Consider the following 26,526-nt stretch of genomic DNA (forward strand, 5'->3'; position numbering starts at 1 on the left):
GCGTGGATGATCCTGCACGGAACCAGAAGCATCCACGCATGGCGTGGATCTACTGGGGCCCGAGCGTCCGTGAGTAGATCCACGCCGCGCGTGGATGATCCTGCACGGAACCAGAAGCATCCACGCATGGCGTGGATCTACTGGAATGTGCACGACGCGGGAAGCGAGGACACATAGGCATGCCGACCAACGGTCGGCACCCACCCGGTGGATGGTGGACCCGGTAGTGACGGCCGCTGGCCGGCACGGTCAACCGTTGTCGCGCAGGAACCGGGCCATCGAGGACACGCCCGGCACGCGTGGTTCGAATTCGCCGGCCACGTCGATGAAGCCGCGCATGACCGCGATCTCGCGCGGGCTGCGGTTGAGGCTGTCGCGTACTTCCGGATCGGCGCCGGCGCGCAGCAGGCGCTGCACCAGCAGCGGCAGCCCGTGCAGGGCCGCCAGGTGCAGCGGGCCGAAGCCGCGCGGGTCACGCACGTCCAGGCTCACGTCCTCATCCAGCAGGCGCTCCACCGCAGCCATCACCACCTGCTCGTCGCAGGCGGTACCCGGCTCGGCGCGTGCACCCAGCAGCAGCAGCAACGGCGTGACCGACCCGGCCGCGGCCAGGTCGGGCTCGGCGCCGGCCAGCAGCAGCGTATCCAGCAGGGCCAGCAGGCGCGGACGGTCACGGGCGCTGAAGCCATACAGTGCCGCGCAGTGCAGCGGGCCCAGCTGCTGCGCATCGCCAGCATGCACGTCGGCACCGGCGGTGAGCAGGCGCGCGACGATGTCCGGCAGGCCCAGTGCCGAGGCCAGCATCAGCACGGTGACCCCGCCCGGCAGGCGGTGTTCCAGCTGGGCACCGGCATCGAGCAGGGCCGAGACGATATCCACCTGGCGCATGCTGACCGCCGCCGACAGCGGGGTCGCGCCGCTGGCCGCAGCGTGCTGGGGATCGGCACCCCGCGCCAGCAGCAGGTCGACCACCGCCAGGTGGCCACCGCCCGCGGCGCGCAGCAGGGCCGTGCAGCCCTGCGCATCGACGGCGTCGATGGCAAAGCCCAGATCGTTCAGGCGGCGCACGGCATCGACATCACCGGCCATCGCCGCGGCCGGCAGATCGCTTTCGCGCAGCGTGCGGCGCGGCAGCGGCCACACGCGCCAATCCAGCCAGTCGGCCAGATCGCGGCGGCCGATCGACAGCGCCACGCCCAGCGGGGTCTGGCCATCGGCAGCGCGCGCTTCCGGCGACGCACCGTGCTGCACCAGCAGCTTCAGTGCGCCTTCGCGGGCCAGGGCGGTGGCCAGGTGCAGGGCGGTCATGCCGTGGCTGTCGCGGGCTTCACGATCGACACCGGCATTGAGCAGGGCCTGCTGCAGGCGCAGCCAGCCCAGGCGCACCGCCAGCGACAACGGCGGATCACCGGCCGGCGAGGCGGCGAACGGATCGGCGCCACGCTCGAGCAGTTCCAGCGCCAGCTGTTCCAGACCGCGTGCGGCCTGGTCGTGCTGCGCGCAGGCGGCGAGGAAGCGGGCCAGGCCACCACGGCCGGCCGGCGACAGGCCACGCTGCAGCATCACCTGCAGGGCAGGTACCGCATCGATGCCGCGCGACAGCAGCGCGAACATCGGCGTATCGGCACAGGCGTCGAGCACGTACGGATCTGCGCCATGGCCCAGCAGCCAGTCAACCGCACGCGGTTCCAGCGCCAGGCCCGGGTCGAGCAGCAGGCCACCCAGCTCTTCCGGCTGGCACAGCCTGGCCAGCGCAGCCATGCCTTCGGTATTGCCGAACCCCAGCGCTTCGCGCAGCAGGGTCAGCGGCGGGCGGTCCGGCAGCAGGCCACTGGCGCTGGCGGCTTCACCGCGTTCAGCCAGGCCATCGCTGACCGCTGCCGGCAGCGGATAGGACGGATCGAGCAGGGCCACGATGGCCCAGCGGCCGGCTTCGGCGGCGTAATCCACCGCGCGGCGGCCGAGCGGATCGCTGGCATCGGCAGCGATGCCCAGATCCACCAGGCGCTTGACCAGCAGCGGCGAGACATCCTCGGCCATGGCGGCCAGCAGCACGGCGTTGCGGCCTTCGCCGTCGACGGCGATCAGATCGGGCTTGTGCGGCAGCAGGTGTTCGATGACGGCAGCGCGGCCAGCACGGGCCGCTTCCAGCCACGGTGTGCGACCCAGCGCATCGCGCGCTTCCAGGTTGGCACCGGCCCCCAGCAGCACGCCGATGATCTCGACGTGGCCGGCCAGGGCAGCTTCGTGCAGCGCGCTGCGGCGCTGGCGGTCGCGCGCATCGGCACGGGCCTTGTGCTTGAGCAGCAGCTGCACGCCGGCCGGATCGTCGTCCTCGGTGGCCGCGGCGGCCAGCAGCACCGGGGTGCCTTCGCTGGGTTCACTGCGCGCACCGCGTTCGAGCAGGAAGCGGGCCAGGCGCCAGTTGCCGACCTGGCACGCCACCGCCAGCGGTGACCAGCCCTCGGTGTTGATCGCATCCACTTCGGCAGCGGCATCACGCAGCAGCGCGGCCACGCCCGGGTCGGAACTGCGCGCGGCGTGGTGCAGCGGGGTGTTGCCATCACTGTCCATCGCGCGCGAATCGGCGCCGTTGGCCAACAGGGTCATCACCGCTTCGGGGCGGCCATGCCAGCTGTCGCGCGTCGCGGCCAGCAGCGGGGTCATGCCACGGTGCGGGGCATTCACATCGACACCGCGGCCGATCAGCTCGCGCAGCAGGCGCAGGTCGGGCAGGACCGCAGCCAGCACCGCCAGGCTGCGCTGGTCGCGCCAGTTCGGGTCCGGCAGCGCGTGCGGGTCGGCACCGGCCTGCAGCAGTTGCAGCGCACGGTCGATGCGGCCGTGGCGTGCGGCTTCGTACAGCGCCGGGGTCAGTTCCTGCGGTGCCATCGCTTCCAGCGGCGTGCTTTCGGCGGCGGCGTTGAACAGGGCTTCGGCATCGCCCGTCGGCAGCGCCTGCGCGGTGCTGCGCAGGTGGACCATCGGCGCGGGGGCCACCCGCTGCAGCAGCAGGTGCAGCGCGGGCGACAGCAGCAGCGTGGCCAGCGCGGCGGGCCAGCCAGCGCCTTCGGGCAGCAGGCCCGGCCAGGCCGGCAGCACGATCAGCGCGGCCAGGGCGATCACGATCACCGCCACCAGCAGGCCGCGCCAGGCGGTCAGGTCACGCCCGGCCAGCGCCTGCCAGTGCTGGGCGAGGCTGCCCTCCAGGCGTTCGACATCGTTCCACAGCGGCCAGGTGCGCCAGGCCGCCAGCAGGCCGGCGCTGACCAGCACACTCAGGCCCAGTACCGCAGCAAGGCTGCCACTGTCACGCAGCGCGGCCAGCGGCCAGGCCAGCAGCAGGGCCAGCCCGGCCGGGGCAGCGGCCCACAGCACCAGCAGCGCGGGCAGATCCTGGCGCGCGATGCGCTTGGGCGGCTGCAGCGTGCGGCTGCGCCGCCACCACGACACGCCCAGCGCGAAGGCTGGTTGCGCCAGCGCAGCCAGCACGGCGCCCGGCAGCCCACCCACCACCGACCCCAGCGCCAGCACGGCACCGAGGGCGAAGGCGATCAACAGCGCGCGCGGGCGCGACAGCTCAGTCATAGTGGCGCCGCATCATGCTGGTCACCGACGGCGGCACCTGCAGGTAGAAGCCGCGTTCGGCCAGCTCGCTGCGGACCTTGTCCGGATCGGCCTGGGCCAGCCGGCGCTGTGCATCCAGGGTGACGTCGAGAACGAACGAAAGCGCACCCAGCGAGGTGACCAGCGGCGCGGGCAGCGCGCTGAAATCATCGCGACGGGCGAGATAGACGTAGGTATCCGGCTTGAGTTGGCTTTTATAGACGTAGGCGTGCATGTCCGCGGGACGATAACCCGGGAAGAGCCATGATTGTGTCGGAAAGCCGACACCGGGGAAAGCCGTCATGCAACGATCACGGCGTGATCGACGGCGTTTCCCGCGTGGGGTTCAGCAATGTGGCGGTCGCGTTCAGGCAACCGCCACCGGCCTCAGTTGGCCGCGACCTCTTCGGTCAGCTGCGGATCGAACGTGGGCTCCTGCAACCAGCGCACCACATCGCCACCCAGCGCATCGGCGATTTTCTCCAGCGTGGTGCAGGCGCGGAAGGTGAACGGCCGGTTGGTCGAACGCTTCAGGCTGAAGTTGCCGACCACTTTCCCGTCTTCCTTCAGCTCGCCGTAGATGCGGCCCCACTTCGGCCCGGAAATGGCGCCACCGCCGGCGGCATGCGCCTTGGTCACCACCAGGTACAGTTCGCGGCCGGCGCCGTCCTGGGTATCGCCCACGACCACCGCACCGTTGGCATGGCGCACGATGCTCTGGCTCAGGTACTGGCCGAACTGGCACTCCTCGCGGATCAGCTCGCCGCCCACGCCCTCACGGTACGGGACGTCGGAGGTGATGTAGATGGGTGCACCTGCGGCCTGCGCATGCAACGCAGGCAGGCACGAAAAAACCGCTGCCAGGGCAGCGGCGTGGATCGACTTCATGGTGTTCCCCCTGTAGACCGCGTCCCCGGCAAGGCGCCGGGGACTACGGTGATGCTTACTTTACCTTGGCGTAGGTGCCCTTGAGCGCCACGCCCGCCAGGATCGCACCGGCGTAGCATTCGTAGTTGGTCGCGCTCTTGAACTCGTTCTTCTTGTAGTAGCTGACGATGTCGACCACGGCATTGGCACCGCGCGACTTGGCACCGTCCTGCAGCGCGCGCAGCGCCGACAGGGCCACCCAGCGGCAGGCTTCCTCATCGCTCTTGTTGGCGGCGTTGGTCTTCTTGTTGGTCACGTCTTCGCCCAGGCGCTGCTGCACGCTGACCGGCTGGCCGGCCAGGTAGAAGCGGACGCTGCCATCGATGCCGGCATCTTTGGCGGCCTGCGAATTGACCAGGTCACGCAGGGACTGCTCGACGCGGGTGTCGCGGGCCGAGGCGGTGGAGGACAGGGCCAGCAGCGCGGTGGCGGCGGCGATCAGCAGGGTGCGGCGCATCGGAACATCTCCTTGTTGGGGTGCGGGTACAGCGGGTCACTCGCTCCAGCGGCGGAACACCAGCGAGGTGTTGATGCCACCGAAGGCGAAATTGTTGCTCATCACATACTCGGCCTGCAGTTCGCGGCCCTGCCCGGTGATGAAGTCGAGCTGGCCGCAGCGTGGGTCGACTTCGCCCAGGTTGAGGGTCGGGGCGAACCAGCCGGCGCGCATCATCTCGATGCTCATCCAGGCTTCGAACGCGCCGCAGGCACCGAGCATGTGGCCGACATAGCTCTTCAGCGAGCTGATCGGCATGCGGTTGCCGAAGACCTGGGCGGTGGCCTGGGTCTCGGCGATGTCACCGTGGTCGGTGGCGGTGCCGTGGGCGTTGACGTAGTCGATCTGCGAGGGCTGCAGGCCGGCATCCTCCAGTGCCAGGCGCATGGCCTGGGCCATGGTGTCGGCGCTGGGCTGGGTGACGTGCTGGCCATCGCTGTTGGTGCCGTAGCCGACGATCTCGGCGAGGATGGTCGCGCCGCGTGCCTGCGCGTGTTCCAGGTCCTCCAGGATCAGCGTGCAGGCGCCCTCGCCCAGCACCAGGCCATCGCGGCCGGCATCGAACGGGCGCGGCGTGGTCTGCGGCGCATCGTTGCGCGTGCTGGTGGCGAACAGCGTGTCGAACACCGCTGCGGCGGTGGCGTCGAGCTGTTCGGCACCACCGGCCACCATCACCGTCTGCTTGCCACTGCGGATGGCTTCGTAACCGGCGCCCACGCCCTGGCTGCCCGAGGTGCAGGCGCTGGACGTGGTGTAGACGCGCCCGGACAGGCCGAAGAACACGCCGATGTTGACCGGCGCGGTGTGGCTCATCATCTTCAGGTAGGTGGTTGCGCTGATGCCGTCGGTGGTGAATTCGTGCAGCATGCGGCCGAATTCGCCGGTGGCTTCATGGCTGCCTGACGAGGAGCCGTAGGCCACGCCGGCGCGGCCACTGCGCAGCACCGGGTGCTCGAACAGGCCGGCCTCACGCAGCGCTACTTCGGTGGCACGCACCGACATGATGGCAACCTTGCCCATCGAGCGGGTGGTCTTGCGGTTGTAGTTCGGCGGCAGCTCGTACGCCTGCGCCGGAGCGGCCAGCTTGGTGTTCAGGCCGGCGTAGACATCCCATTCGGGCATCGCGCGCACCGCATTGCGGCAGCTGCGCAGGTGTGCCTCGATGGTCGGCCAGTCATGGCCGAGCGGACTGATGGCGGCGGCACCGGTCACCACCACGCGACGATCGGCGGCCATCAGATCATGCCTCCGTTCACCGAGATCACCTGGCGGGTGATGTAACCGGCCGGTTCGGACAGCAGGAAGGCGACCGTGGCGGCCACTTCCTCCGGACGGCCGACACGGCCGGCGGGGATCAGCTTCAGTGCATGGTCGATCACTTCTTCGTTCAGCATGTCGGTCTCGATCAGGCCGGGGGCCACGCAGTTGACGGTGATCTGGCGGCTGGCCAGCTCCAGCGCCAATGCCTTGGTGGCACCGATGATGCCGGCCTTGGCGGCACTGTAATTGACCTGCCCGCGGTTGCCGGCCACGCCGGATACCGAGGACAGGGTGATGATGCGGCCCGGCCTGCGACGCCGCACCATCGGCATGATGAGCGGGTGCAGGACGTTGTAGAAGCCATCCAGATTGGTGTGGATGACCTGGTCCCAATCGTCTTCGGACAGTGCCGGGAAGGCGCCATCGCGGGCGATGCCGGCGTTGCAGACCACGCCGTAACAGGCGCCATGTGCTTCCACATCCGCTTCCAGCGCGGCACGCGCAGCCGCCCGGTCGGCCACGTCGAAGGCCAGCACGCGGGCCTGCTGGCCCAGCGCCTGGATCTCTGCGGCCACGGCCTGCGCTTCGTCCACGCGGCTGCGGCAATGCACCACCACGTCGAAGCCGTCACGCGCGATGCGCTGCGCGATGGCCCGGCCGATGCCCCGGCTGGCGCCGGTCACCAGCACGCTTCGATTCCCTGTCATGCCTGTCCACTCTCCAGATAGGCCAGCGAGTCGGCCGGTTCGAACACCGACACGTTGGCGACCGCCCATTCTTCATCGCCTGCCAGGATCCGGCAGGCGAACATCCCCAGCCCATTGTCGCCCAACAGCTCGCAGCGCGCGTGTACGCGCAGCACACTGCCGCTGGGGAAGCGGCTGCGCGGGCTGGTGTAGCGCCGGCTGCCGAGCAGGAACCCCAGCTGCGGCGGGTTGCCGGCCACGCGGGCACGGCAGCCGGCCCAGGCCGCGATGGCCTGCGCCATGTATTCGATGCCGACCCAGGCCGGCACGCCCCCCTCTTCGATGAACAGCCCCGACGCAGGCACCACGAGCTCAGCTTCGATGCTGTCCTGGTCCCAGCGCACGATGCGGTCCAGCAGGCACATGTCCTGGCGGTGCGGCACCACGTCTTCGATGGCGAACACGGGCTGGCTCATGCGCCTGCCCCCTGCAGTGCCAGCACGGCGTTGCTGCCGCCGAACGCGAAGGAATTGCTCAGCACGCGTTGCGGTGCGTGCGCCAGGCGCGTGCCCGGCGCGACCAGCGGCAATGCCGGCAGGGCCGGATCGGCACTGCCATCCCACCAGTGCGGCGGCAGCTGCTTGCTTGGATTTTCAGCCAGCAGGATCCAGCACACGGCCGCCTCGATCGCACCGGACGCGCCCAGCGTGTGGCCGGTGAGGGGCTTGGTCGAACTGGCCGGCACCGTGGTGCCCAGCACCTGGGCCACGGCCACGCTTTCCATCGCATCGTTGTGCCCGGTGGCGGTGCCGTGCAGGTTCACGTAGTCCACGTCCTGCGCCGCCCAGCCGGCACGCTGCAGCGCCTGCTGCAGGGCGTCGATCGCACCCAGGCCCTTCGGGTCGGGCGCGGACATGTGGTGGGCATCGGCCGATTCACCCCAGCCGGCCAGCCGCACCGGGCCGGTGTCGCGGGTCAGCAGGAACAGCGCGGCACCTTCGCCGATGTTGATGCCGCAGCGGTGCTGCGAGAACGGATTGCAGCGCCGTGCCGACACCGATTCCAGCGCACTGAAGCCGGCCACGGTGAAGCGGCACAGCGAATCGGCGCCACCGGCGATGACCGCGTCGACGATGCCGGCACGCAGCAGGCGCGCGGCCGACATCAGCGCCTTGGCACTGGAGGAGCAGGCCGTGGACAGGGTCCAGGCCGGGCCCTGCGCACCGCTGCGCTCACGCACGAACTGGGCGGCGGTCCCCATTTCCTGCTGCGCGTAGTCAAAGCCCTGCGGCCACTGCCCGGTTTCGGCGCGGGTGCGCAGGGCCTGTTCGGATTCACCGATGCCCGACGTGCTGGTGCCCAGCACCACCGCCACGCGCGGCGCGCCGTAGCGGGCAATGGCCGCCTGCACCGACGGCGCAATCTGAGCCAGGGCGGCATCCAGCAGCGCATTGTTGCGGCCGCGCAGGGCCACCGGCAGATCGTCCAGCGCCGGCAGCGGCGTGCGTACTTCGCCCAGCGCCAGGGTCTGGCCCGGCATCAGGGTGTCATTGTCGCTGAGCCCACCCGGTGCATCGGCAAACAGCGCGGCGGCCACGGCCGCGCGGCCTTCGCCGAGCGCACAGACCACGCCCAGGTCGTTCAGGTAAATCGCTGCGGTCATTTATCCTGCCCGGCCATGTCGATCGATTCGATGCGCAGGGCGTAACCCTCGGCGCGGTTGTCCAGCTGCACGCTGCCATCATCCAGGCGCTGCAGCTGCAGCCACACCTGGCCATCGCGCGAGAGGCTGCGCAGGTGGCCGTCATCGACCACCTGCCAGCCCGCCGGCAGCGCGGCGGCAATCGCTTCGGTGGGCCACAGCGCGAACTGCAGATCATCCAGCACGCGTTCGGCACGCACCTGCGGCGGCAGCCAGGGGGCGCGTTGCTGGGTCAGCTGCCGGCCATCCCACTGCAGGCGCACGCCGGTCTGGCCCATCGCCTGCACGGCCAGCTGCACCTGCTGCGCATCGGCTTCCAGCAGTGCGTCCAGATCGCGTTCGTGGCTGCCGAAGTGGAAATGCAGCTGCTGCTGCAGCGCCAGCGGCGCCGGCAGGCTGGCCGGCGACAGCCGCAGCGGCGGCAGTTCAACCAGCGGGCGCGGCATGCGGCCGGCACAGGCGGCCAGCAACAGGCACAGCAGCATGGTGCTGAAGCGGGCGATCAGGCGCTGCACAGTTCCTCCAGTACGCGCATGCGCCGGCCGGTGGGATCGGCCACATACGGGTTGTTGGTGTCCCAGGCGTATCCGGCCAGGATGGAGCAGATCATGTCGCGCACCTGCGGCTGCTGGTCAGGGTGGTAGATGATCTTCTGGAAGCCGCCTTGGTACCAGCTTTCCACGAAGCGGCGGAAGGTCTTCACCCCAGCACGCAGGGGGATGGAGAACTCGGCTTCCCAGTCGACGGTTTCACCGGCGTAGCGGCGCTTCAGGCACTCGCTGGCCAGCTGTGCCGACTTGAAGGCGATGGTCACACCGGAGGAGAACACCGGATCGAGGAATTCACCGGCGTTGCCCAGCAGGGCGTAGCCCGGGCCCCACAGCGAGCTGACGTTGGCCGAATAGCCGGTGATGCGGCGCACCGGCAGCACCGCCCATTCGGCATTGGCCAGCAGCCCGGTCAGGTTCGGGTCTTCGCCGACGATGGCCTGCAGCTTCTGCAGGTCGTCGCCCTCGTAGCGTTCGAAGAACGACGGTTCGGCCACCACGCCCAGCGAGCAGCAGCCGTTGGAGAACGGGATGGTCCAGTACCAGACGTCGATGTGCTCGGGGTGGGTGGTGATGAGGATCTTGTTGCGGTCGAAATCCGCTTCGGCCGGGATGTTGTCGCGCACGTGGCAGAAGATCGCGCCGCGCACCGGGAAGTTGGACGGCGATTCCAGGTCCAGCAGGCGCGGCAGCAGGCGGGCGAAACCGGAAGCGTCGAGAATGAAATCCGCTTCGATGCGGTACTCGCTGCCATCGGGGCGGCGCACGCTCACCGCCGGCTGTTCGCCGGCTTCCACCGCCAGCACCTCATCGCCAAAGCGCAGGGTGGTGCCCATGCGCTCGGCACCGCGGGCCAGCACGTTGTCGAAGTCGGCGCGCTGCACCTGGTAGGTGGTGCCCCAGCCCGGCGAGAACTTTTTACGGAAATCGAACGCCGTGCGCGCTTCACCATGCACGAAGGCTGCGCCGTTCTTGTACTGGAAGCCCGCTTCCACCACGTCCTGCAGCAGGCCGGCCGCCTCGATGTACTCCATGCTCTGCGGCAGCAGGCTTTCGCCGATCGAGAAGCGTGGGAACTGCTGGCGCTCCAGCATCAGTACCTGGCGGCCCTGCTGGCGCAGCATGGCCGCGGCGACCGAGCCGGCCGGTCCCGCGCCGATGATCAGGATCTCAGTACGTTCGACCTCGGTCGGTTGGGCAGGTGCATCCACGGCAGTGTTCATCGGTGCGTCCTTGTTGCTCGATCAAGTGGAAAGGGAGGGGGTGCGGTGAAGCGCGGTCAGGCCGGCGGCAGATCGTGCGGCGGTGGGCGGAACAGCGGCGAGATCAGCCAGACCAGGCCGATGCCGAACAGCAGGGTGAGGCCGAACGCGCGCAGCGCCGGGGTCTGCGACAGGCCCAGCAGGCCGAACGACAGCCAGGTGCTGGCCGCACCCACGCACACCGCCAGCCACGCGCTGGCATCGCCGCGGTGCTCGATGAGGAAGATGCCGTAGTCGATGCCCATGCCCAGCAGCAGCATCAGCGCCAGCACGTTGAACAGCTGCAGCGGCTGGCCGAACAGGCCCAGCAGGCCCAGGGTGAGCGCACCGGCGATCAGGGTCGGGGCGAACACGCGCCAGGCCTGGCGGCGGTAGCGCAGCCACAGCGCACCGAACACCAGCGCGATGCCGACCAGCAGCAGCCCGCCCATCAGCTTGCGGTAGTGACCCAGCAGCGTGGAGAAGTCGGCCGTGCGGTCAACCCAGCGCACGCCGGGCAGGCCCTCGGCCGCGCCTTGCAGGGTGGTCAGCGCATCGGCGCGCGACAGGTCATCGACCATCACCACGCTGACCGTCTGCCCACCCACCGCGCCGACCCACAGGTGGCGGAACGGCTGCGAGGCCGGCGAGGCGAGGAAGGCTTCGGCGGTCAGCGGCGACGCGGCGAAGTCCGGCCGTGGCAACGGCTCGCCCACCGCAGCGGAGACGGCCGACAACACGCCCGGTTCGACCTTGGCGGTCAGTGCCGCATCGGCCTGCTGGCGCGCAGGCGATGGCAGCCAGTCGCTGATCGCGCGGTAGCCGCCGATGCGCTTGTCGCTGGCCAATGCGCGCAGGCGTTCGGTCAATGCTTCTTCGCGTTCCAGCAACTGGCCGGAATCAGCCCCCTGCACCAGGTAGAACTGCGCCGGGCTGGGCATGCCCAGCAGCTGGCTCAGGCGGATCTGCTCGGCCATCAGCGCCGGCGGCGAGGACTGCAGGCTGCGCAGGTCGTCGTTGCTCTGCAGGCGTGCGATGCCGATGGCCGACAGCGCCAGTGTGGCGACGATGAACACGGTGACCGGGCGCGTGCCGTGCAGGCGCGGGAAACGGTCCAGCGTGTTGCCCAGCCACTGCGAGAAACGGGTCTGGCGGATCTCGCCACCGTCCAGCCACGGGAACCAGAAGATCACCGTGAGGAAGGCGGCGGCCAGGCCGACCACCGAGAACAGTGCCATCTGCCGCAGGCCCGGGAACGGAGCCAGGCCCAGCGCCAGATAGGCCAGCGCACTGGTCACCAGCGCCAGCCACAGGCCCGGCAGCAGGTGCCGCAACAGCTTCCAGCGGCGGTCGGCCGGTTCGGCCTGGCGCGAGGCAAACCAGTGGATGCCGTAATCCTCGGCCACGCCCACCAGCGATGCGCCGAACACCAGGGTCAGCACATGCACCTTGCCGAATACCAGCACGGTCACTGCCAACGCGACGCCGCAGCCGATCAGCAGCGAGGCGGCCACCAGCAGGATCGGCCGCAGCGAGCGGAACGCGAGCCAGACCAGCAGCAGCACGGCGGCCAGCGAGCCCCAGCCGATCGTGTTGATTTCCCGATTGGCCTGTACCGCCGCTGCTTCGGCGTGCAGCGGCACGCCGGCATGCAGGATTTCCAGGCCGGGGGCGGCGGCTTTGGCCGCCTCGCCAGCGCGTTCCAGCAGACCATCGATGTGGCGCTCACCATCAAGCTGGAAAGCCGAGCCCGGCGTATCGAACTGCAGCGCGGCCCAGTGCTTGCCTTCGGCTTCCAGCAGTCCATCATCGCCCAGGCGCAGGCCCGAACCCTGGGCCTGCTGCTGCCACCATTGCGGCCACAGCGACAGCGGGTCCTGCCGCCAATCGGTCAGCCGCGGTGCGCCCATCGGGCCGTACAGCGCGCCCAGCGCCTGCTCGGCCAACACACCCGGTTCGGCCTGCTGCAGCTGTTCGCGCTGGGCCGGGGTCAGCAAGCGGTCGCGATACGGTGCGTAGAACGCCCGCGCTTCATCGAACCAGCCTTCAATGGAACCGCTGGGCACCAGCAGCCCGCTGTCCGCATCGCTGGCCATGGCCTTGGCGAAGGCCGCCTGCGCGCGCTTGGCGGCGGCGCCATCGGTACTGCCCAGCAACACCACCACCTGGCGCGAGCTGCCATCGGCGATGCGCCGGGTGACATCACTGAGCAGGCGGTCGTGGGCATCCTGCGGCAGCAGGGCGAGGATGTCGGTGTCGATCCGCGATTGCTGGCTCCACAGGCGCCACTGCTGCACGCCCATCACCAGCAGCACCAGCAGCCAGGCAATGCCCAGCCAGTGCCACCAGCGGCGCAGACGGTCCGGCCCCTTCGCTGCGGCGTCAGTGGACATATCAGTCAAAACGGCGCGCCTCATCGGCGGACAAGCTGGCCGGTGCGTCGCTCAATGCGCTGAACTGGATCTGCGTGCGGTCCTTGTTGGCCTCCACGATTTCCACCTGGCGCACGTAACGGTCGCCCTGCAGGGTCAGCGACTCGAAGGCCTTGGCCAGCATGGCCGACTTCGGGGTCAGCTTCAGCCGCCAGCCCTGCCCTTCGCGGCTGGCCTGCACGTTGAACTGGCTGGACAGTGCCTGCACGTCACCGCTCATCAGTGCGAACATGATCGCGTTGACCGAACGCATCGCCGGCTGCTGGCGCGCATCCAGCTCGACGCGGGTGCTGCCATCACGCTGGCGGCTGAGGATGCGGTCGGCGGTGACCACCACCTCGGACGGGAACGGCTTGAGCGTGGTCCAGATGACGCCGTGCTGGCGTGCAACCACGAACTGGCCCTGCGAGCGCAGCGGGTTCTTGAAACCACTGACCTGCTTTTCCTGGGTGAACTGGCCGCGCAGCACGTCCGGCCGCGCCACCGCCTGGGTGATCGCATCGACGGCGGCATCGGCGGCCTGCACCAGCGGCGCAGCGGTGAGCAGCAGCGCGCACAGCAGCAGGCGCGGAATACGCTGGAAAGGATTCACGGGGCTGGCACTCCAAGACGCTGCCACAGCACCGGCGGGCACTGGTACAGCATTTCCTTGCTGGTCGCGTCCACCGCGACCTGGATGGTCATCGCACGGGTCAGCACCTGGCCGCTGTCCGCATCGAGGATCTCGTATTCGATCTTCAGCCGGTTCTCCCATTCGACGATGCGCGACACCACGCGCAACGCCTGCTTGAACAGCAGCGGGCGAACGTACTTCACCCGTGCATCGACCACCGGCCACAGGTAGCCGGATTCGAGCATCTGCGGGTAGTCGTAGTCGTAGCGGCCCAGCAGCGCGCAGCGTGCGATCTCCAAGTACTTGAAGTAGTTGCCATGCCAGACCACGTTCATCGGGTCGCAGTCATGGAAGGCCGGGGACAGCGAGATCTCGCCGACCAGTTCGATTGCCTCATTCACCGACATACAGCTCCCAGCGTTGCGCGCGGATCTCCACCAGCAGTTCCCGCAGTTCGCGATCCAGCGCGCGGTCTTCTTCGACCAGGGCGATGCGCTGCCCCAGGTCGGCGTACATGTCGGCCAGACTGCCATGCAGCTGCGCGTTCAGGCCAACCCGTTCACGCAGGGCCAGGCCCTGGCGGGCGGCGATCAGCATCGCGGCCACCACCTGTTCGGTCAGTTCGATCACGCGCAGGCAGTCGCGCGCGGCGATGGTGCCCATGCTGACCTTGTCCTGGTTGTGGCATTCGGTCGAGCGCGAGAACACGCTGGCCGGCAGGGTCTGCTTCAGTGCCTCGGCAGTCCACGCCGACACGCTGATCTGCAGCGCCTTCAGGCCATGGTTGATGGCCGCGCGCGGGCCAGTGGCCGCCGACAGGTTGGCCGGCAGGCCGTGGTTGTAGCGGGCATCGACCACCAGCGCCAGCTGCCGGTCGAGCAGGTCGGCGACGTTGGCCACGGTGTTCTTCAGGGTGTCCATCGCCAGCGCGATGTGACCGCCGTAGAAGTGGCCGCCGTGCAGGATGCGCTCGCCTTCGGCATCGATCAGCGGATTGTCATTGGCGCTGTTCAGTTCGGTTTCGATCAGCTGGCGCAGGAACGGCAGGCTGTCTTCCAGCACCCCGATCACGTGCGGTGCGCAGCGCAGCGAGTAGCGGTCCTGCAGGCGCTGTTCGTTGCGCGGTGGGCGCTCGCTGTGCAGGTCGCTGCGCAGGCGCGCGGCGATGCGGCCCTGGCCCGGGTGCGGCTTGGCGGCGAACAGGGTTTCATCGAAGTGGTGCGCGTTGCCGTCGCTGGACAGCACGTTGAACGCGGTCAGGCGGGTGGCCATGCGCGCCAGGTAATCGGCACGCTGCCAGGCCAGGCAGGCCAGGCCGGTCATCACCGCAGTGCCGTTCATGATCGCCAGGCCTTCCTTCGGCCGCAGCTTCAGCGCGGCCATGCCGATCTTCGCCAGCACCGGGCCGGCCGCCTGCACCTGGCCTTCGAACAGCACCTCGCGCTCGCCACACAGCACGGCGGCCACGTAGGACAGCGGGGTCAGGTCACCACTGGCACCGACCGAACCTTCGGCCGGAATCAGCGGCAGCACGTCGTGCTGCAGCAGGGTGGCCAGGCCTTCCAGCAGCTGCACGCTGACACCGGACATGCCACGCACCAGCGAGGCCAGGCGCGCGGCCAGCACGGCGCGGGTCTCGGCCGGGTCCAGGTAACGGCCCAGACCGCAGCCATGGTAGGTGTAGAGGTGGTGCGGCAGCTCGGCCACCAGCGCCGGCGGAATGTTCACCGTGCACGAGTCACCGTAGCCGGTGGTCACGCCATAGATCACCCCATCCTCGCGCAGCAGGCGGTCGAGGAAATCGGCGCCGCGCTGGATGTGCGCGCGGAAGGCCGGCGCCTCGCTCAGGGCGGCGTCGCACTGGCGCTGGGCCAGGGCAACCACGTCTTCGATGGTCAGCGGAGCATCGCCGAAACGGCACACGGGTACGGCGTCAGTCGTCATGAGGAGCCTGATCCCAGAAGGGGAAGAAATTGAACCAGTCCAACGGGGACTGGATGACCTGGAGTTCCAGCCAGCGCGCGAAGCGCTGCGCCTGTTCGGCCAGTGCGGCATCACGCGAACCACGCGGCAGTACCACGCGGTCGGCAAAGTGCTCGAAGGCCACGCGGTAGCCATCGCCTTCGTGCAGGCAGGACATCGTGTAGACCGGGCAGGCCAGCGCAGAGGCCAGCACATAGGCGCCGATCGGGAACGGCGCGCGGTGACCGAGGAAATCGGCCATCACACTGCGCCCGCCCTGCACCGGCACGCGGTCGCCGACGATGGCCACGAAACCACCGGAGGCGACCTTCTCGGCCAGCATCACGGCGGTGGCCGGGCCCATTCCGGTCACCTGCACCAGTTCCACTGCGGCCAGCGGGTCCAGCCGCTGCAGCAAGCGGTTGAAACGCTGCGCATGCGCGGTGTGCACCAGCACGGTGATGCGGAAACCCGGCACCTGCTCGGCCAGCACCTGGCACAGCTCCAGGCAGCCGATGTGCGCGGTCAGGATCAGGCCGCCTTCGCGGCGTGCGATCTTGCCCAGCACCAGATCGCGCTGCAGGTGGATGCGTTCGGGCGGGTAGCGCCCGCCGAGCCCGAGGATCTTGTCCAGCATCGTGTCGGCGAAACTGAAGAAATGGCGCAGGCTGTCACGCCAGCCCGGCGCATGGCCGAGCGCGCCGGTGTGGGCCTGCAACCGCTGCAGGTACTGCAGCGAGGCGCGGCGGCCCACGCGGTTGCCCAGCCAGTGGCACACCACCACCGGCCAAACGCAAAGGCGGAACGGCCAGCGCCCGAACCAGCGATGCACCCAGCACAGGAACAGCACGCCGGCCACCGACGTGGATTCACCGATGTCTGCCCAGTGCGGTGCGTCGTGCGCGCGGCGCATCTCAGCCCTGCCCCTTCAGGCGCCGCCACAGCAGGCGCGGCGCGCGCGGCAGCATGCCGAAGAACAGGCGGGTGTGCATGCGGCTGATGCGCACGTTGTCGCGCCACACATCGAAGTGCGAAACCCCGTCGGCCGGGTAGGTCACGCGGGTGGCCAGGTGCTGCACCGGCACCTGCCGCCAGTACAGGCGCACCATGATCTCGGTATCGAAATCCATGCGCCGGCCGATGGTTTCTTCGCCGATCAGGCGCAGCACCGGCGGCAGCGGGTAGACCCGGAAACCGCACATGGTGTCGCGCAGGTGCAGCGACAGCGTGTTGATCCAGACCCAGATGTGGGTGGCATAGCGGCCGTACAGGCGCGCCTTTGGCACGCTGGCATCGTAGGCGGGAATGCCGCAGATGACCGCGTCCGGCCGTGCCCGTGCGGCGGCGATGAAGCGCGGCAGATCGGTGGTGTCGTGCTGGCCATCGGCGTCGATCTGCAGCACGTGGCTGTGGCCACGGCGCGTGGCCTCGGCAAAACCGGCCAGCATCGCCCCACCCTTGCCCTGGTTCACGTCCAGCCGCAGCAGGTCGACGCCATCGCGTTGCGCCAGCGCCTGCAGCACCGCGGCGCAGGACGCGCGCGAGCCATCGTCGACCAGCAGGCACGGCAGGCCGGCGGCCAGTACGCCGGCAACCACCGCGCCGATGGCATGTTCGTGGTCGTACACGGGGATGACCACCAGCGGCGCGAAGGCGCCGCCAGCGGTCGCCGGGTCAGTGCGCATCGGTCAGCACCACCTTGCCACTGGCATGCGTGCCATGCAGGGAGGTGTAGCGGAACGTCAGCACGCCGCGCTCGGCGTCCCAGTCCAGCTGCAGGGTCAGTTCGTCGCCCGGGCGGGCAACGCGCTGGAACTTCACCGCATCCATCCGCACGAAACCCTTCGGCAACGCGAACGCCTGGCGGGCAAAGCGCACCGCCCAGTCCAGCTGGGCCACGCCGGGCAGGATCGCCGCCTGCGGGAAATGGCCCTGGAACGCGCGCAGCGATGCATCCAGGGTCATGCGCAGGGTCGCGGCGGTGGCCGCGCGATGGTCCCACTGCGGCACCGGCATCAGCGGCTGGAACAATGCCGCCAGTGCGGACTGGGTGACCTTGCCCTGCGCATTGATCGGCAGCGCCTCGACCAACCGCCAGCGACGCGGGCGGGTGACCGCGTCGTGGCCCTGTGCCAGGCGCGCGCCCAGACGCTGGCCGAAGGCGCGGCGTGCGGCGTCACCGGCCGCCACCAGTGCCGGGTCGGCCGGCACCACCACGGCGGCCAACTGCTCGCGGTGGCCGGACAGCACCAGCACGCGTGCGTCTTCCACCTCCGGGTCGTCGCGCAGCGCGCGTTCCAGCGCGTCCAGCGACACCCGGCGCTCTTCGATCTTGACGATGCGGTCGGCGCGGCCCAGCAGGCGGAAGCGGCCATCGGCCAGGGCTTCCACGCGGTCCTGGGTGCGCCACCAGTCGGCGCTGTCCAGGTGCGCCGACGCAACCGCCAGGCAGCCTTCCTCGATGCGCCATTGCACACCCGGCAGCGGCTGCCAGGGCGGCATGTCGGTCTGCCAGCGGCGCCAGGCGATGCCGCCGGTCTCGCTGCTGCCGTACACCTCGGTGGGCGCCACGCCCAGCCACTGCCGCACCTGCCGCGCGGCCTCTTCCGGCAGCGGGCCGCCGGATGAGAACACCGCGCGCAGGCGGCCATGCAGGCTGGCCCAGTCCAGCTGCTCGGGCAGCCGCTTCAGGTGTGCCGGGGTCGCCACCAGCACGCTGTCGGCGGCGGCCAGGGTGCCGACCAGGTCTTCATGGAAAAAGCGTCGCGGCTGGATCTGGCGGCCGGCGGCCAACGGCCACAGCACGCGGAACAGCAGCCCATAGATGTGCTGGTGGGATACGGTGCCATGCACCTGCACGCCGTCGAGCTGGGCGCCGAAGGCCGCCTGCAGCGCATCCACTTCGCGCGCCAGCTGGTCCATGCGCTTGCTGATCGCGCTGGGCTGGCCGGTGCTGCCTGAAGTGAACACGCACAGCTCGCAGGCGCGCTCGTCCAGCACCTGCAGCACACCGTCGTGCCGCGCGCCGGCGGCGGCCACGGCGGGCGTCAACGGGCGGTAGTCGGCCGGCACATTGCCCGCGAAACCACTGACCTGCGGCTGCACCGCCTGCAGCGTGGCCGGCAGGTTGTCGGCGGCCAGGAACACGCGCTTGCCGGCGTGCCAGGCACCGAACAACGCCGCAGCGAAGGCGATGGCATCATCGAAGTACAGCGCCCAGTCGCGGCCTTCGGCGGCGGCGAACGCATCGCGCCAGGCCAGCGCGCGCAGGCGGAACGCGCTGTGGTCCAGGGCCTGACCTTCGCACAGGCCGATGTGGCGGCCCGGCTGCGCGTCGACCAGCAGCCGGTCCAGAGCGATCCAGTCAGCCATGGGCATGGGCCGCCTTGACCCGTCGCCGCACCAGCCACTCGCCTGCGAACAACACTCCCATCATCACGTACGCCAACATTCCGTTGTAGAGCATCCAGACCCGGTCCGACGCGTACAGCGCGGTGAACAGGGCCAGGCCACCGTTGAGAACAAAAAAGCCGCACCACACCTGGGTGACGCGACGGGTATAGGCTATCGCGAAGTCCGGCAGGTCCTGTTCCTGCAGCCGCGCCAGGCGTTCCACCAGCGGCGGGCCGAAGCGCAGGCTGGTGGCGAACACGATCAGCATCACCACGTTCACCAGCACCGGGTACAGTTTCAGCGGCAGGGCATGGTTGAGCACGGTGGCCAAGCCGGCCAGCAGGCCGGCGCCTGCCGCGGCGGCCCACCACAGCGGCTGCCGCGTGCTGAGTGCACGCAGCAGGGCCAGGCCGAACAGCAGCAGCGACAGCCAGCGCGGCTCGAAGCGGCCCATCGCCGCGTACACCAGGACCGGATAGGCGAGCGAAAGCGCAGCCACCACGACCATGCGTGCCCGTGCCATGGTCGCGATGCCCGGCCTGCGGTCAGGCGGCGGCCTGGCCAGGCAGCAGGCCATGCACGACATCAACGATGTCCTGCACGGTGCGCACAGCCTTGAAGGCTTCCGGCTGCAGGTTGCGGCCCAGCAGCGGCTTGAGCTGCACGATCAGGTCGACGGCATCGATGCTGTCGATGTCCAGATCGTCATACAGGCGCGATTCCGGGCTGATCCGGACAGGTTCGATCTCGAAGCTGTCGGTCAGGATGCGGACGATGCGCTCGAACAGTTCATTCTTGGTCATGGCAATTCCTGCGCCTTACGACTGGCGGGCGGCGACAAACTCGCCGAGCGCGCGCACGCTGGAGAAATGGCGACGGGTTTCTTCCGAGTCGGCCGACAGGCTGACACCGTACTTCTTCTGCAGCGCCAGGCCCAGTTCCAGGGCGTCGATCGAATCGAGGCCAAGGCCTTCCACGAACAGCGGCGCGGTCGGATCGATGTCCTCCGGCGTGATGTCCTCCAGCGAAAGCGAGGAAATGATCAATTCCTTGATCTCGTGCTCAAGTGCTTGCACGGGTCGGATCTCCAGACAGGTCGAAGTAACGAGTGAGGTGGTCGGTGACGCGACGGGCCGCCAAGGCATCCCCCCTTGACGCGTCATCTTCAGCCAGGAAGGGCGCGATGGCGATATCTTCGCCGATCTGCAGCTGAACGTGAAAACGACGTGAGGGTACACGATACCACTTCTGGCCCTTGGTCAACGTGGCCGGCGTGCAGGTGATGCGCACCGGGGTGATGTCCAGGCGCCCGCGCACGGCGACGTTCGCTGCCCCGCGCTGCAGCCGTGGCGGCTGCCCCGGCACGGTACGGGTGCCTTCGGGGAAGATGACCAGGGTGCCGCCGGCACGCACGGCCGCCACGCAGTCATCAACCAGTCCGGCACCATCATCGTTGGCGATGTAACCGGCCGCGCGCACCGGGCCGCGCATGAACGGATTGCAGGCCACGGCGCGCTTGACCACGCAGTCGGCGTTGGGCAGCAGCGCGATCAGGCAGACCACGTCGATCAGGGTCGGGTGGTTGGCCAGCACCAGCAGGCCGTCGCGCTGCAACCGCTCGCGCCCTTCCACCTGCAGGGTCATCAGCCGCAGCCGGCACATCAGCCATACATGGCTGGCGAACGCCCGCTGCACCAGCCGCCGTGCCCGCCGCTGGCGCGCCACCGGGTCGCGCATCAGCAGCAGCAGCGGCATCACCAGCACGCCCAGCAGCAGCCCGCCCACACCGAACGCGGCGAAGCTCAGGCCGGTGCCGAACACCCGCCAGGCATGATCGAGGCGGCGCAGCGCCTCAGACACGGCGGCTCCAGCACCAGCGCTGGCCCTGGGTTACGTGTTCCAGCGTGGACGCGGCCGACAGCAGGAACCGGTGCAGATCCAGCGCATGCGGCAGCAGGCCCGGCGCGGTGTTGCCCACAGCGGGGGCCGGTTCCCAGGCCAGGCGCAGGCCGGTGCCGGCCATGCCCGGGGCGGCAATACGCCAGCACCAGGCGAAGAACGGGTCCGGTTCGTCGGCGAATCCGGCGTAAACGTCGGGCAACCGTGACTCATACACCACCACCCGTACTTCCTTGGCGCCATCGGCCAGCAGGCCGGCGGCTTCCAGGCAGGCGGTTTCCACCGTGGCCTGGCCGGCCGCCAGCGCCAGGTAATTGCCCCGATGGCCACGGGCGATGGAGTAGAGCGCGGCGATCGCGTTGTGCACCGACAGGCCGAAACCAGTGGGCGACAGCGGCTCGGAGGCGGCCAGCGACCCCAGCAGTTCCATCGAACGGGCCACATCACCGTGGCGGCTGGCGAACACCAGCGGCACGTCGCTGTCGGCGCCCTGTGCGTCTTCACACCAGCAGGCGGCCTGGATGGCCATGCGGCCGAGGCGCTCGATGCGGCGGCGCTGCATGGCCGGCACTTCGGCCAACGCCGGGGTGCCGTCGCCCTGCGGCAGGAAGGGCGCGTCGGCCCAGCCCATCCATTGGCTACGTTCTGTCAGTCCAGGTGCCCAGGCTGCCCAGTCGACAACGGAGAATTCGATCATTACCGGTGATGTTGGGATGGGCGGAAGACAGGCACGGGCCAACAGCATGGCGACGCGCGGCGGCCTCCCATTCCTGCAGCCGTGCGTCCGTCCAGGACGTCGCCGGCAGCCCCCCTGGCGGCCGGAAAGGTGCGAACGCTAGCACGTCCCGCGCAGGGAATACATGTTTCACAAACCGGAACGGGGAGCGGTCACCGGCCGCTCCCCGTTCACCTGCTTCAGTGATAGCCCGCGTCGGCGCGCACCTTGCCGCGGAACACCCGGTACGACCAGGCCGTGTAGCCGAGAATGACAGGCAGCAGCACCCCCAGCCCGACCAGGGTGAACCCCAGTGACGACGCCGGTGCGGCCGCCTGCCACAGCGTCATCGAGGGCGGCAGCAGGTAGGGCCACATGCCCAGCACCAGGCCGGCGAAGCCGAGCACGAACAGCGCCAGGCTGAGCAGGAATGGCGGCAGGTCGCGGTGTGGATGGGTGGCGCTGCGCCACAGTGCGGCAGCCACCGTCAGGGTCAACAACGGCACCGGCGACAGCCACCAGAAGTTGCCATCACTGAACCAGCGCGCCATCAGCCGCGAATCCAGGAACGGCAGCCAGCTGCTGACCAGCCCCATCGCCGCGATCACCGCCGCCACCAGAGGCCGGGTCATCTGCCGCGCCAGCACCTGCACGCGGCCCTCGGTCTTCAGGATCAGCCAAGTGCTGCCCAGCAGCGCATAGCCGGCCACCAGCGCCGCACCGGCAAGCATCGCAAACGGGCTGAACCAGGCGAACGCGCCGCCGTGATAGACACCGTCCACCAGCGGGATGCCCTGCACCAGAGTACCCAGGATCACACCCTGGGCGAAGGTCGCCAGCAGCGAGCCCAGGCCGAACGCCACGCTCCACACCCGCCGCGAGCGGTGTGCCTTGAAGCGGAACTCGAAGGCCACGCCACGGAACACCAGCGCCACCACCAGCAGCAGCACCGGCAGGTACAGCGCCGACAGCAGCGCCGCGTAGGCCTTGGGGAACGCCGCCAGCAGGCCGGCCCCGCCCAGCACCAGCCAGGTCTCGTTGCCATCCCAGATGGGCGCGGCGGTGTTCATCATCAGGTCGAGCTGTTCTTCGTCCTCGGCGAACGGGGCGAGGATGCCGATGCCGAGCACGAAGCCGTCCAGCACCACATACATCAGCACGCCGAAGCCGATCACCGCGAACCACGCCACCGGCAGCCAGGTCATCAGGTCCATGTCAGCGCTCCTCCAGCGGTTCATCGGCGGCCGACAGCGGCCGCGCCGGGGTGTGGCTGCCATGGTCCAGCGACGGTCCTTCCACGTAGGGCTGCGGGCCATGGCGCAGGATCTTTACCAGGTACCAGATGCCCCAGCCGAACACGAAGGCGTAGCCGACCACGTACACCGCCAGCGACAGCGCGGTCATCCACGCACTCTGCGGGCCCACCGCATCGGCGGTGCGCAGCACGCCGTAGACCACCCACGGCTGGCGCCCCATTTCGGTGACGAACCAGCCCGACACCAGCGCGATGAAGCCGCTGGGAAGCATCCAGTTCCAGCCGCGCAGCAGCCACGGCGACTCCAGCAGCCGGCGCCGCCACAGCTGTACCGCCGATACCCAGGCCAGCAGCAGCATCAACGTGCCCAGCCCGACCATGATGCGGAAGGCGAAGAACACCGGCGTCACCGGCGGCCGCTGGCTGGCCGGCACCGAGGTGAGCGGATCGAAGCTGCCGTCCAGCGAGTGGGTCAGGATCACGCTGCCCAGCTTCGGGATGGCCAGTTCGAAATCGTTGCGTTCGGCCTTCTCGTTGGGCAGGGCGAACACCACCAGCGGCACGCCCTCGCCTGCCCGGCCTTCATGCCAGTGTGCTTCCACCGCTGCGATTTTCATCGGTTGGTGCTTGAGCGTGTTCAGGCCATGCATGTCGCCGACGAAGATCTGCACCGGCACGGTCAGCGCAGCAAAGGCCACCGCGGCAATCAACATGCGTCGCCCGGGCTCGACATGCGTGCCTCTGCGCAGGTACCACGCGCCCACGCCACCGATCACGAAACAGGTGGTGATGAACGATCCCAGCGCCATGTGCGCCAGGCGGTATGGGAACGACGGATTGAACACCACCTGCCACCAGTCGACCGGATGCACGATACCGTTGATGATTTCGTAGCCGGCCGGCGTATGCAGCCAGCTGTTGGACGACAGGATCCAGAACGTGGAAAACAGCGTGCCCAGCGCCACCATGCAGGTGGACAGGAAATGCAGGCGCGGTGACACCCGGCCCCAGCCGAACATCATCACCCCGAGGAAGCTGGCTTCCAGGAAGAACGCGGTCAGCACTTCATAGGTCAGCAATGGGCCGATGACCGTGCCGGCCACTTCGCTCAGCCGCGGCCAGTTGGTGCCGAACTGGAAGGCCATGACGATGCCGCTGACCACGCCCATGCCGAAGGACACGGCGAAGATCTTCTGCCAGAAGAAGTACAGATCGCGCCACACGGGCAGCTTGGTGCGCAGCCAGCGCCATTCAGTGAAAGCCAGCCAGCTGGCCGTGCCGATGGTGAAGGCGGGAAACAGCACGTGGAAACTGATGACGAATCCGAACTGGATCCGCGACAACAACAACGCGTCCAAGGGACGCCTCCTGCCGGGTACGGGTGGGATACCGGACCACTTTAGGAGGATATGGTTGTGCGGGGATGCGACGTGGTGTCGCGCTGCTTCACTTGGTCGCAGGGATCAACCGCTCTGGTAGCTGCCAACCTTGGTTGGCACATGTCCAGGCGCCGACCAAGGTCGGCATCTACCCACAGCGATTGGAGCGCCCCAGCGCCCGGCGGGGGTTGTCAGTGCCAGAAATACCAGGCGCCGGCCGCCACCAGCGCGGCCAGCAGCAGCACCTGCACCAGCACGTACAGCACGCCGCTGTCGCGGGTTTCCACCCGCAGCCGCTGCTGCAGGGCTTCGCTCACATCGGGTACCGGCGCCTGCTGTTCCTGCTCGTGCAGTGCCTGCGACAGCGCGCGCGCATCGGCATCGCGAGGTTCGTTGGCGTGGCTCACAGCAGCTCTCCGGCGGTGGCGCGTCGGGTCAGTTCCTGTTTCAGTATCTGCCGTGCGCGGTACAGGTGGCTCTTGATGGTACCGCGCGCCAACCCGGTCACCTGTTCAATCTCGGCCAGGTCGAAATCCTCCAGGTAGTGCAGGCCCACCATCAGGCGCTGCGGCGGGGTGAGCCGCTCCAGCGCCTCACCCAGCTGACGGCCGGCCTGCAACGCCTCGCTCAGTTCGGCCGGGCCCGGGCCCTCATCGCCGATACCCGCTTCCTCAGGCACCTCCACCGCCACCATCCACTGCATTTCCAGCCGCCGGCGGCGCAGATGCTGCAGCGCCGTCGTATAGGCCACCCGCGAAACCCAGGTGCGCAGCGAGGATTCGAAGCGGAACCGGTGCAGCTGGCGGAACACCGCCAGGAAGGTTTCCTGCAGCAGGTCGGCCACTTGGTCGCGGTCGCCGACCATGCGCCCGATCACATGCGCACAGGTGCGTTGATGGGCCTGCACCAGCTGCGCGAAGGCCGGTTGCGAGCCATCGATGATGGCCCGGACCAACGCACGGTCGTCATCCGCTGCGGGCTCGGTGGGGGCATCGCGTTGACGCCCGCGCAGTGCGGCCAGTGCTCCCCCCAGCAGGCTCATGCGTGGCGCGCTCCCTGTGCCGCAGGCATGCCGCCGCTCAGCCCTTGCGCACGGCGGGACGGGTGAGCAACCACGCCAGCAGCTGGCCCAGCCCGGCACTGCCGGCCATGGCGGCGGCGGCACCAAAGGTCAGATCGCGCGCACCCATCGCTTCCAGCAGGCCCAGCGCCACGGCCAGGCTGACCAGGCTGATGCCCCAGCGCAGCGCGCCCTGGCGGCGGCGTTCTTCCTCCAGCACCGCCAACGAGCGGATCACTTCCTCCGGCACGTGCGGGGCGACCAGCTTGCTGCGCGCACGCGCATCGGCGATGGCATGGATCGCGTAGGCGATGCAGATGAAGAAGGTGATGGGGATGAGTTCCTGCATGGTCGTGCTCCTGTCTGGTGAATGATGCGGGTTCAGGAGATTGGATGCGCGAGGCCGGCCACCGGTTGCAGTGCAGATTTCAGGCGTCGTCGTCGGTCCTGGGGTCGGCCGGCGGATCGGGAAAATAGTTTCCACATGGAAGCCCAGCCGCAGGTCGGCCATCAGCCTTACCAGCGCGTCGTCCAGCACGAACCCGGCCCAGGCCTCCTTGCCGAACACGCCGATGCGCAGGCCGATTTCGGCCCCTTCCTGGTTCAATGCCTGGATCACCTCCACCCGTGCCTGCAGGATTTCGACTACCTGCGGCCAGGCGTCCATCAGCCAGCCGTCCTTGCCAGCGGCCAGTTCAAAGCTCACCCGGGTGAAGCCATGTACCCGGATCAAGTGACCATCACCGTCAAGCAGGTCGGTGCCCACATCGCGGAAGAACCCGCGTTCCAACCCCAGCCGGGCCGCGATGTCGGCGCTGGAGCACACGGGGTGCTGCACCACCAGGGAAATGCGGTAGTCGTAGGGGTACATGGTCGGTTCCGTCCGGATCAGTCGCCCATCATGCGCCACCCGAGGCCCTGCAGCGCCTTTGCCCAAGCGGTCTGCATGACCTGTGGCCCCCTCCCCCGGCGCGGGTGGCTGCTACCCTTGCCCGGTTTCCTCATCTGGTGCCGTCCGCCCATGTCCCGAGTGCTGCCCCTGTCCCTCCTGCTGTCGGCCATGCTGGCCGCACCGGCCGCGCATGCCGCGCCGACGCCGATCACCATCGAACAGGCCATGGCCGACCCGGACTGGATCGGTCCGCCGGTCGAAAAGGCCTGGTGGTCGTGGAACAGCCAGCAGGTGGAATACCAGCTCAAGCGCAGCGGCAGCCCGGTGCGCGACACCTTCCGCCAGCCGCTGGCCGGCGGCGCCGCTGCACAGGTGGCCGATGACCAGCGCGGCACTCTGGACGTGGCCGAGCCGGTCTACGACCGCAGCCGCACCCGCACCGCCTTCGTGCGCAACGGCG

Annotated in this window: 27 protein-coding genes and 1 pseudogene; 1 reads left to right on the plus strand and 27 read right to left on the minus strand. The window is 69.0% G+C overall.

Annotated features, from left to right (window positions below; translation table 11 throughout):
- Positions 1 to 249: 249 nt before the first annotated feature.
- The 27 genes from ACQKDV_RS02910 to ACQKDV_RS03040 form a co-directional block, all read right to left on the minus strand.
- Complete coding sequence (locus ACQKDV_RS02910) at positions 250 to 3,588, minus strand: ankyrin repeat domain-containing protein (RefSeq protein ID WP_427782296.1); 3,339 nt, start codon at positions 3,586 to 3,588, stop codon at positions 250 to 252.
- Complete coding sequence (locus ACQKDV_RS02915; protein ID WP_427782297.1) at positions 3,581 to 3,841, minus strand: YcgL domain-containing protein; 261 nt, start codon at positions 3,839 to 3,841, stop codon at positions 3,581 to 3,583. Before ACQKDV_RS02915 ends, ACQKDV_RS02910 begins: the two co-directional genes overlap by 8 nt.
- A gap of 152 nt (positions 3,842 to 3,993) precedes the next feature.
- Positions 3,994 to 4,494, minus strand: a complete 501-nt coding sequence (locus tag ACQKDV_RS02920) for a hypothetical protein (protein WP_427782298.1) — start codon at positions 4,492 to 4,494, stop codon at positions 3,994 to 3,996.
- 55 nt (positions 4,495 to 4,549) lie between these two features.
- Positions 4,550 to 4,990 (minus strand): excinuclease ATPase subunit, encoded by a 441-nt coding sequence (locus tag ACQKDV_RS02925; protein WP_108751312.1) that lies wholly within the window; start codon positions 4,988 to 4,990, stop codon positions 4,550 to 4,552.
- A gap of 36 nt (positions 4,991 to 5,026) precedes the next feature.
- A complete protein-coding gene (locus tag ACQKDV_RS02930) occupies positions 5,027 to 6,265 on the minus strand; it encodes a beta-ketoacyl-ACP synthase (RefSeq protein ID WP_427782299.1) in 1,239 nt (412 codons plus the stop codon).
- On the minus strand, positions 6,265 to 6,996 hold the full coding sequence (locus tag ACQKDV_RS02935) for a 3-ketoacyl-ACP reductase FabG2 (protein ID WP_427782300.1): 732 nt from the start codon (positions 6,994 to 6,996) through the stop codon (positions 6,265 to 6,267). Before ACQKDV_RS02935 ends, ACQKDV_RS02930 begins: the two co-directional genes overlap by 1 nt.
- Positions 6,993 to 7,451, minus strand: a complete 459-nt coding sequence (locus tag ACQKDV_RS02940; protein WP_427782301.1) for a hypothetical protein — start codon at positions 7,449 to 7,451, stop codon at positions 6,993 to 6,995. The genes ACQKDV_RS02935 and ACQKDV_RS02940 overlap by 4 nt, the downstream gene beginning before the upstream one ends.
- Positions 7,448 to 8,638, minus strand: a complete 1,191-nt coding sequence (locus tag ACQKDV_RS02945; protein WP_427782302.1) for a beta-ketoacyl-[acyl-carrier-protein] synthase family protein — start codon at positions 8,636 to 8,638, stop codon at positions 7,448 to 7,450. Before ACQKDV_RS02945 ends, ACQKDV_RS02940 begins: the two co-directional genes overlap by 4 nt.
- A complete protein-coding gene (locus ACQKDV_RS02950; protein WP_427782303.1) occupies positions 8,635 to 9,192 on the minus strand; it encodes a DUF3261 domain-containing protein in 558 nt (185 codons plus the stop codon). Before ACQKDV_RS02950 ends, ACQKDV_RS02945 begins: the two co-directional genes overlap by 4 nt.
- A complete protein-coding gene (locus tag ACQKDV_RS02955; RefSeq protein ID WP_427782304.1) occupies positions 9,180 to 10,448 on the minus strand; it encodes an NAD(P)/FAD-dependent oxidoreductase in 1,269 nt (422 codons plus the stop codon). The genes ACQKDV_RS02950 and ACQKDV_RS02955 overlap by 13 nt, the downstream gene beginning before the upstream one ends.
- 56 nt (positions 10,449 to 10,504) lie before the next feature.
- Positions 10,505 to 12,859 (minus strand): MMPL family transporter, encoded by a 2,355-nt coding sequence (locus tag ACQKDV_RS02960; RefSeq protein ID WP_427782305.1) that lies wholly within the window; start codon positions 12,857 to 12,859, stop codon positions 10,505 to 10,507.
- A gap of 1 nt (position 12,860) precedes the next feature.
- A complete protein-coding gene (locus ACQKDV_RS02965) occupies positions 12,861 to 13,490 on the minus strand; it encodes an outer membrane lipoprotein carrier protein LolA (RefSeq protein WP_427782306.1) in 630 nt (209 codons plus the stop codon).
- Positions 13,487 to 13,918, minus strand: a complete 432-nt coding sequence (locus ACQKDV_RS02970) for an acyl-CoA thioesterase (protein WP_427782307.1) — start codon at positions 13,916 to 13,918, stop codon at positions 13,487 to 13,489. Before ACQKDV_RS02970 ends, ACQKDV_RS02965 begins: the two co-directional genes overlap by 4 nt.
- On the minus strand, positions 13,905 to 15,455 hold the full coding sequence (locus ACQKDV_RS02975) for an HAL/PAL/TAL family ammonia-lyase (RefSeq protein WP_427782308.1): 1,551 nt from the start codon (positions 15,453 to 15,455) through the stop codon (positions 13,905 to 13,907). The genes ACQKDV_RS02970 and ACQKDV_RS02975 overlap by 14 nt, the downstream gene beginning before the upstream one ends.
- Positions 15,445 to 16,386, minus strand: coding sequence for an acyltransferase (locus ACQKDV_RS02980; protein WP_427782309.1), 942 nt, complete (start codon positions 16,384 to 16,386; stop codon positions 15,445 to 15,447). The genes ACQKDV_RS02975 and ACQKDV_RS02980 overlap by 11 nt, the downstream gene beginning before the upstream one ends.
- 1 nt (position 16,387) lies before the next feature.
- On the minus strand, positions 16,388 to 17,158 hold the full coding sequence (locus ACQKDV_RS02985; protein WP_427782310.1) for a glycosyltransferase family 2 protein: 771 nt from the start codon (positions 17,156 to 17,158) through the stop codon (positions 16,388 to 16,390).
- A complete protein-coding gene (locus ACQKDV_RS02990; RefSeq protein ID WP_427782311.1) occupies positions 17,148 to 18,845 on the minus strand; it encodes an AMP-binding protein in 1,698 nt (565 codons plus the stop codon). Before ACQKDV_RS02990 ends, ACQKDV_RS02985 begins: the two co-directional genes overlap by 11 nt.
- On the minus strand, positions 18,838 to 19,389 hold the full coding sequence (locus ACQKDV_RS02995) for a hypothetical protein (RefSeq protein WP_427782312.1): 552 nt from the start codon (positions 19,387 to 19,389) through the stop codon (positions 18,838 to 18,840). Before ACQKDV_RS02995 ends, ACQKDV_RS02990 begins: the two co-directional genes overlap by 8 nt.
- Before the next feature lie 22 nt (positions 19,390 to 19,411).
- A complete protein-coding gene (locus tag ACQKDV_RS03000) occupies positions 19,412 to 19,669 on the minus strand; it encodes an acyl carrier protein (RefSeq protein ID WP_427782313.1) in 258 nt (85 codons plus the stop codon).
- Between the two features lie 15 nt (positions 19,670 to 19,684).
- Positions 19,685 to 19,942 (minus strand): phosphopantetheine-binding protein, encoded by a 258-nt coding sequence (locus tag ACQKDV_RS03005; protein WP_005411610.1) that lies wholly within the window; start codon positions 19,940 to 19,942, stop codon positions 19,685 to 19,687.
- Positions 19,929 to 20,726 (minus strand): lysophospholipid acyltransferase family protein, encoded by a 798-nt coding sequence (locus tag ACQKDV_RS03010; RefSeq protein ID WP_427782314.1) that lies wholly within the window; start codon positions 20,724 to 20,726, stop codon positions 19,929 to 19,931. The genes ACQKDV_RS03005 and ACQKDV_RS03010 overlap by 14 nt, the downstream gene beginning before the upstream one ends.
- Complete coding sequence (locus tag ACQKDV_RS03015) at positions 20,719 to 21,462, minus strand: beta-ketoacyl synthase chain length factor (protein ID WP_427782315.1); 744 nt, start codon at positions 21,460 to 21,462, stop codon at positions 20,719 to 20,721. The genes ACQKDV_RS03010 and ACQKDV_RS03015 overlap by 8 nt, the downstream gene beginning before the upstream one ends.
- Before the next feature lie 218 nt (positions 21,463 to 21,680).
- Positions 21,681 to 22,694 carry a cytochrome d ubiquinol oxidase subunit II gene (gene cydB / locus ACQKDV_RS03020; protein WP_427782316.1) on the minus strand — a complete coding sequence of 338 codons (1,014 nt, stop codon included), beginning with the start codon at positions 22,692 to 22,694 and terminating at the stop codon, positions 21,681 to 21,683.
- A 1-nt stretch (position 22,695) separates the two neighbouring features.
- Positions 22,696 to 24,093 carry a cytochrome ubiquinol oxidase subunit I gene (locus ACQKDV_RS03025; protein WP_427782317.1) on the minus strand — a complete coding sequence of 466 codons (1,398 nt, stop codon included), beginning with the start codon at positions 24,091 to 24,093 and terminating at the stop codon, positions 22,696 to 22,698.
- A gap of 212 nt (positions 24,094 to 24,305) precedes the next feature.
- Complete coding sequence (locus ACQKDV_RS03030) at positions 24,306 to 24,521, minus strand: hypothetical protein (protein WP_427782318.1); 216 nt, start codon at positions 24,519 to 24,521, stop codon at positions 24,306 to 24,308.
- On the minus strand, positions 24,518 to 25,156 hold the full coding sequence (locus ACQKDV_RS03035; RefSeq protein ID WP_427782319.1) for an RNA polymerase sigma factor: 639 nt from the start codon (positions 25,154 to 25,156) through the stop codon (positions 24,518 to 24,520). Before ACQKDV_RS03035 ends, ACQKDV_RS03030 begins: the two co-directional genes overlap by 4 nt.
- A 37-nt stretch (positions 25,157 to 25,193) precedes the next feature.
- Positions 25,194 to 26,045, minus strand: coding sequence for a hypothetical protein (locus ACQKDV_RS03040; RefSeq protein ID WP_427782320.1), 852 nt, complete (start codon positions 26,043 to 26,045; stop codon positions 25,194 to 25,196).
- Between the two features lie 150 nt (positions 26,046 to 26,195).
- On the opposite strand from ACQKDV_RS03040, the pseudogene ACQKDV_RS03045 reads away from it, so the two are divergent.
- Positions 26,196 to 26,526, plus strand: a pseudogene (locus ACQKDV_RS03045) (S9 family peptidase); the annotation flags it as partial.

This window comes from Stenotrophomonas sp. NPDC077659 (assembly GCF_050268705.1).
GTDB lineage: Bacteria > Pseudomonadota > Gammaproteobacteria > Xanthomonadales > Xanthomonadaceae > Stenotrophomonas.